Source organism: Paenibacillus harenae DSM 16969, assembly GCF_000422465.1.
Lineage (GTDB): Bacteria > Bacillota > Bacilli > Paenibacillales > Paenibacillaceae > Pristimantibacillus > Pristimantibacillus harenae.
On the sequence record NZ_AULV01000033.1, the window covers coordinates 1 to 4,721 of the forward strand.

Annotated in this window: 4 protein-coding genes; all 4 read left to right on the forward strand. The window is 42.8% G+C overall.

Translation table 11 applies throughout. The features are described 5' to 3' along the window. Positions 1 to 793 precede the first annotated feature (793 nt). The 4 genes from H581_RS0110085 to hisB all read left to right on the forward strand — a co-directional run bounded on the left by H581_RS0110085 (position 794) and on the right by hisB (position 4,338). The gene (locus tag H581_RS0110085; RefSeq protein ID WP_028609881.1) at positions 794 to 1,186 is read left to right on the forward strand and encodes a hypothetical protein; all 393 of its coding nucleotides are present in this window, start codon (positions 794 to 796) and stop codon (positions 1,184 to 1,186) included. A 101-nt stretch (positions 1,187 to 1,287) separates the two neighbouring features. Then, positions 1,288 to 1,581: a hypothetical protein gene (locus H581_RS0110090; protein WP_028609882.1), complete on the forward strand. Its 294-nt coding sequence runs from the start codon at positions 1,288 to 1,290 to the stop codon at positions 1,579 to 1,581. A 583-nt stretch (positions 1,582 to 2,164) separates the two neighbouring features. Continuing rightward, positions 2,165 to 3,442 (forward strand): copper amine oxidase N-terminal domain-containing protein, encoded by a 1,278-nt coding sequence (locus tag H581_RS33610; protein ID WP_051250639.1) that lies wholly within the window; start codon positions 2,165 to 2,167, stop codon positions 3,440 to 3,442. Positions 3,443 to 3,753: 311 nt separating this feature from the next. Next, positions 3,754 to 4,338, forward strand: a complete 585-nt coding sequence (hisB, locus tag H581_RS0110105; protein ID WP_156889552.1) for an imidazoleglycerol-phosphate dehydratase HisB — start codon at positions 3,754 to 3,756, stop codon at positions 4,336 to 4,338. Positions 4,339 to 4,721: the final 383 nt, after the last annotated feature.

The window sequence follows — 4,721 nt, forward strand, 5'->3', positions numbered from 1 at the left end:
CATGGAATCAACGAACTGACTGCAATCGCGCCATTTGTGAGTGATGAAGTTTTGGATGAGTGTGCGAAAAAGGCTTTTGAGAAATCAATAACTCTGATTTAGAGACCTATATTCATAATGGCATGCCCATTTTATTAAACTAAGGTCTATAGCTGGAGACCAATTGGACTTTTTATCAATCTCCGTCGGTATGCTATAATAAATCTGTTTCTACAACACAGCCAAAGGATGATCATCATGCTTATTCAAAACTCACATATCGCAACACCCAGCCTGAAAGTCATTTAAAACCTTCTCTGAGGTGATTTTCAGGCTGAGTGAATAACTCAGAGCGAGTGTGATATGTGTGAGAGACAGAGCTTGTTATCGTCACCATCGGAAACGCGTGATCAATAAGAAAATGAAGCGAGTTAAATTGGGACATTGGTATGTTGCTCCTGGTAAAGAAGGCAGCCTTTCTAAAGGCAAAACACATTGCGGGTGCGGTATGTGCATGACAAAAACCAAGGTTTTAGGTTACCCTAAGAATCAATTGTCAATTATTATTGCCATGAAGCAGGAAATTCAAGGTTACGAAATATAGCAGAATAGCGATACCGTTCACATCGGTATCGCTTTTTCTTCTTTTAAGCAGAATCAACATGGCAAACACCTATGTATTGAACTAACGGGTACGATAGTTGAACACCGAAAGGGCTGTCGTGTGGTAGTTCTTTGTCACGCTAACAGGCAGTTTTGTTTAGAAAGATATGATAAACTGAGAAGGTCAACTAATAATAGGGAGCAATAAATTATGTTACCTTTATCGAATAAAATTACGTTGTCTTCCAATGATAATTCTGCAAAGCTCGAATTAGCGACTAGATATCTGGTTCAGATTAATATTACATTTGATATGACTGGAGCAACAAAATTCAGATCCCTTACTTCTCATTTCTGTGTAAGAAAAGAACAGATTGAGGATTTTGTTCGTTGTATCAACCAAGAAATAGTGGCAGAACTTAAAGATAATGATTCTGATGCATACATAAAAATAAGCTGCAAGAATGATACCTTTTTTGTCCAGGCACAGATTGGTGGTTCGCATGAAGATAATATTTATATTGAATTTATAACAGGAGGTAAAGCTTTATTAAAATTTACTAAGGGGTTAAGTGAACTTCTGAAATTTGATGATGCTTACTAATTGGTATTGCGCTAACGGTACGATAGTTCAATTCAGACAGATTAAACCTTCCAAAAAGAATCGCGTTACTGCATGTACCGTGGATTTGAAGGAGCGTGTTCATGTTTATTTGGAGAAGAGCGACATTTTGGTTCTCGTTATTCAGCATTATCATTTGCTTTCACGACTATTGGAAAACGATTCATATTCATGATCCGACGATTCTCATGATAGGACTTGGACCGTTTGAGCCATTCCATCATTGGATGCTGGATTTTGATCCTTTTGAGCCGCCAGTTACTGCCGCTATCAGTGCAAAAATGCGCGGTTATGTCATGCATTTGATTTTTTTCTTTTTAGTAGGCACGGCTCTTGATAAACTTATCCGCAAATTAAAATCGCGGCCGGTCGATTAAGCTAACGGGTACGATAGTGCAATGACAACAGGCTGCCGATATAATTCGGCAGCCTATTCGGCTCCCATGGAAGAACGCAATTACTTCCATAATCTGTGGTGTCGCGTGAGCGGCATGGATGGCTAACTGGCAATATAGTGAAAAAACATTTAACATTTCAATTAAGGTGGGATTAAATAAATGAGGGATTTTACTTTGTAACATAACTCCATCACCTTACGTCATAACTGTTGAAACGGGGGATTATTAAGGGGGAAAGTAACGGAGCCGTAGTATTTACGGAATATGAAAAGGTTGAAACCATTGAACACGCCACATCAAACGGCAGGACGCTGCCTGGAGCCTTACAATGGGTGCAACCGCTGAGCTGTTGCAAATTATCGAAGCGGATGAACGCCTTCGTGTCTCAAAGCCCTTGGAAAAAGAATCGCTATGGATCTAAGCGGTTACAGCATAGAGGAAACTGTGACTACGCACGGAACTCCGCTTGCCACAATGGTTTACAAATGGGAAGACGATGTTTTTTTCATGTGCAAAAGCGAAGATTCACAATAACATGCGCTATTTTAGGGAGGAATTCAACATGAAAAAATGGATGAAAACGGCTGCGGCTGCACTAATGATAGCGGGAGTTCTAAATGCGGGTTCTGCGGTTATGGCTGCGCCTTCCCCTGCGACAACACTCAAGTTGTTTATCAACGGCGTCTACCAGGACGATGTTTTAAATGTGAACGGCCGAACGATGGTTCAATTGAAAGCTTTTCATGATCCTGCTAAAATCAGCTATGCCTACGAGTCGTCTACAAAGACCATCATCATCAATAATCCGGTTAACAAAATAACGGTACGCTTGAAGGATGGCTTGAAAACGGCTGACATCAACGGCAAAAAAGTCGCATTAGACGCGCCGGTTACGGTGAAGCGAGGACGGACCTACGTACCCGTGCGCTTCGTAACGGAAACGCTGGGCGGCACGGCTGCTTTTGACAGCAAAAGCAAGGAGGTCATCGTTCGCACGCCGACTGGCGAGGAGCAGTTCCAAACGCTCAGAAGTGGCGAACTTGATAAAGCGCGTGTGGCTGCACTCGCCCTTCCAAAGCTAAACTTCGGGAAAGAAATTCAACCTTACGGGGAAGGCTTTACTACCATATACACGTTTCCAAGAGGGGAAGCGCTCCGTTATTCTATAGAGTATAGAGGATTAATGACTTATGTCGAAATCAATGAAAATGGTCTTGCCAAAATAAAATGGCAAAAGGATACAATAGGGAAAAACGGAGAAACGGGCCAAGAACCGAAAGCATTTGGTGAATCCGTTTATTTTATGAATAATCTAATGGCGGATATGCTGCATTACGGAACGGTAGACAGCACAGGTAAACGTACAGAACAGGCCACCATTGACCGCTATAACAATAAAGAGTATGAGCATGTTCTTATCATGCCGATTGAAGGCGAAGTGAGGACGGATACGAAATGGTCGCTCCGCTATGTGGCTGATCCATCTGCATTCAAGCCGGGCATGGAGATCGAATTCCCTGATAGCAAGAATGAAGAGGAAGCAGAGATTTATCGCCAGGTAAAGCGAAATCTCGAAGCTATTGTGGCCAAAGATAAATCGGCGTTCCGTGATACGCTTCAGACGCCGGACGTCGACTATTTTGACTTCTTTCTGGAGCAGGATAGGCGGTATCGGTTCATCAGGCTTTCTACCCCGATTTCCTATCCAAGAGATGCCTCGCGAGCGGAAGTGGGAATCGAGTTTGAATACTTATCGGACGGTATCGTTCATATGGCTAATTATACCGTTTCTTTACTCCAGGATAAGGGGGGCCGGTGGTATATCGCGAATATTGACTAGGAGGTTCGCCGCAAGATGCTCGTTTAGATTAATGCGCTTACGATAACAGCACATTGACGTGTCCCCCGTTAAGCTATTGGGCACGATAGTTGAATAAAACAGAAGCGAGGCGGCCGGCAGCAAGGATCCGGTCGCCTCGTTGCGCTAACGGGCAGTTTAGCGTGGCTGACCGACTTACATAAGTTTACATTATCACTTTATTACGATAATATATTAGAGAAGTAAAGTGATAAAGGATGTGGTCTTAATCGAATTCATTCGGCTAGCAATACCAAAAGGCAATACCTCAGTTAAGAAGGGAGTTTGTTATGGTGCGAGAGGCATTAATTAACAGAAAAACAAAAGAAACAGAAATTAAACTGGAGCTTAATCTCGATGAATACAGTGAAGGCAACATCAACACGGGAATTGGATTCTTTAACCATATGCTCACGCTTTTTGCTTTTAGGGCAGGAATAAAACTAAATGTGGATTGCAAAGGTGATTTAGAGATAGATGGGCATCACACGGTTGAGGACATTGGAATATGCTTGGGGCAAGCAATCAAAAAGGCTATAGGGGATAAAAAAGGCATAAACCGTTATGGTAGTTCGCGTATACCTATGGATGAGAGCTTAGCATTAGTGGATTTGAGTATATCTAATCGCTCTTTTTTAGTGTTTAACGTGGAAATGCCGTCAACACGAGCAGGCGAGTTTGAACCCGAATTAACCGAAGAGTTTTTTCTCGCTGTAGCGCATAATAGCGGGATAACCATGCACATCAATTTGGAATACGGCAGAAATACACACCATATAAATGAGGCAATTTTCGTGGCATTCGGCGATGCGTTGAAGAAAGCAATTAGGATAACAGGCGATGTTATTCCGTCTACGAAGGGTACGTTATCATTATGAAAAAAATATGTATAGACGCTTATGTGTAAAAAATTATGGGGGAGGAATTTGTTTCATAGGACATCTGACGATTACGCTAACGGGTACTATAGTTGAACGCATTTTGGAGCGGTTTTTTTAAACGCTGAGTTATAATAAATAGGAACATATAGCCCCTCGTTGTGCTACACGAGATAAGTTTAATTATGAACACAGGAGATGTGAGATATGAAGATCGCGGGAGAGCTCGTCAGAGAGACGCTCGAGTATGATGGTGGTCGGCAGGTTACGGTGTACGTCCCTCCGGATCCACCCCAGGCAGTCGTGTTCGCCGGTGACGGTCAGCTGATCTCGCAGTGGGGCGGGTACCTCGAGGCCGCCGACGTACCGCCCACGATGATCGT

Coding starts and splice junctions, on each gene's coding strand:
- H581_RS0110090 (WP_028609882.1), top strand. CDS start 1,288: ATGTTTATTTGGAGAAGAGCGACATTTTGGTTCTCGTTATTCAGCATT.
- H581_RS33610 (WP_051250639.1), top strand. CDS start 2,165: ATGAAAAAATGGATGAAAACGGCTGCGGCTGCACTAATGATAGCGGGA.
- H581_RS0110085 (WP_028609881.1), top strand. CDS start 794: ATGTTACCTTTATCGAATAAAATTACGTTGTCTTCCAATGATAATTCT.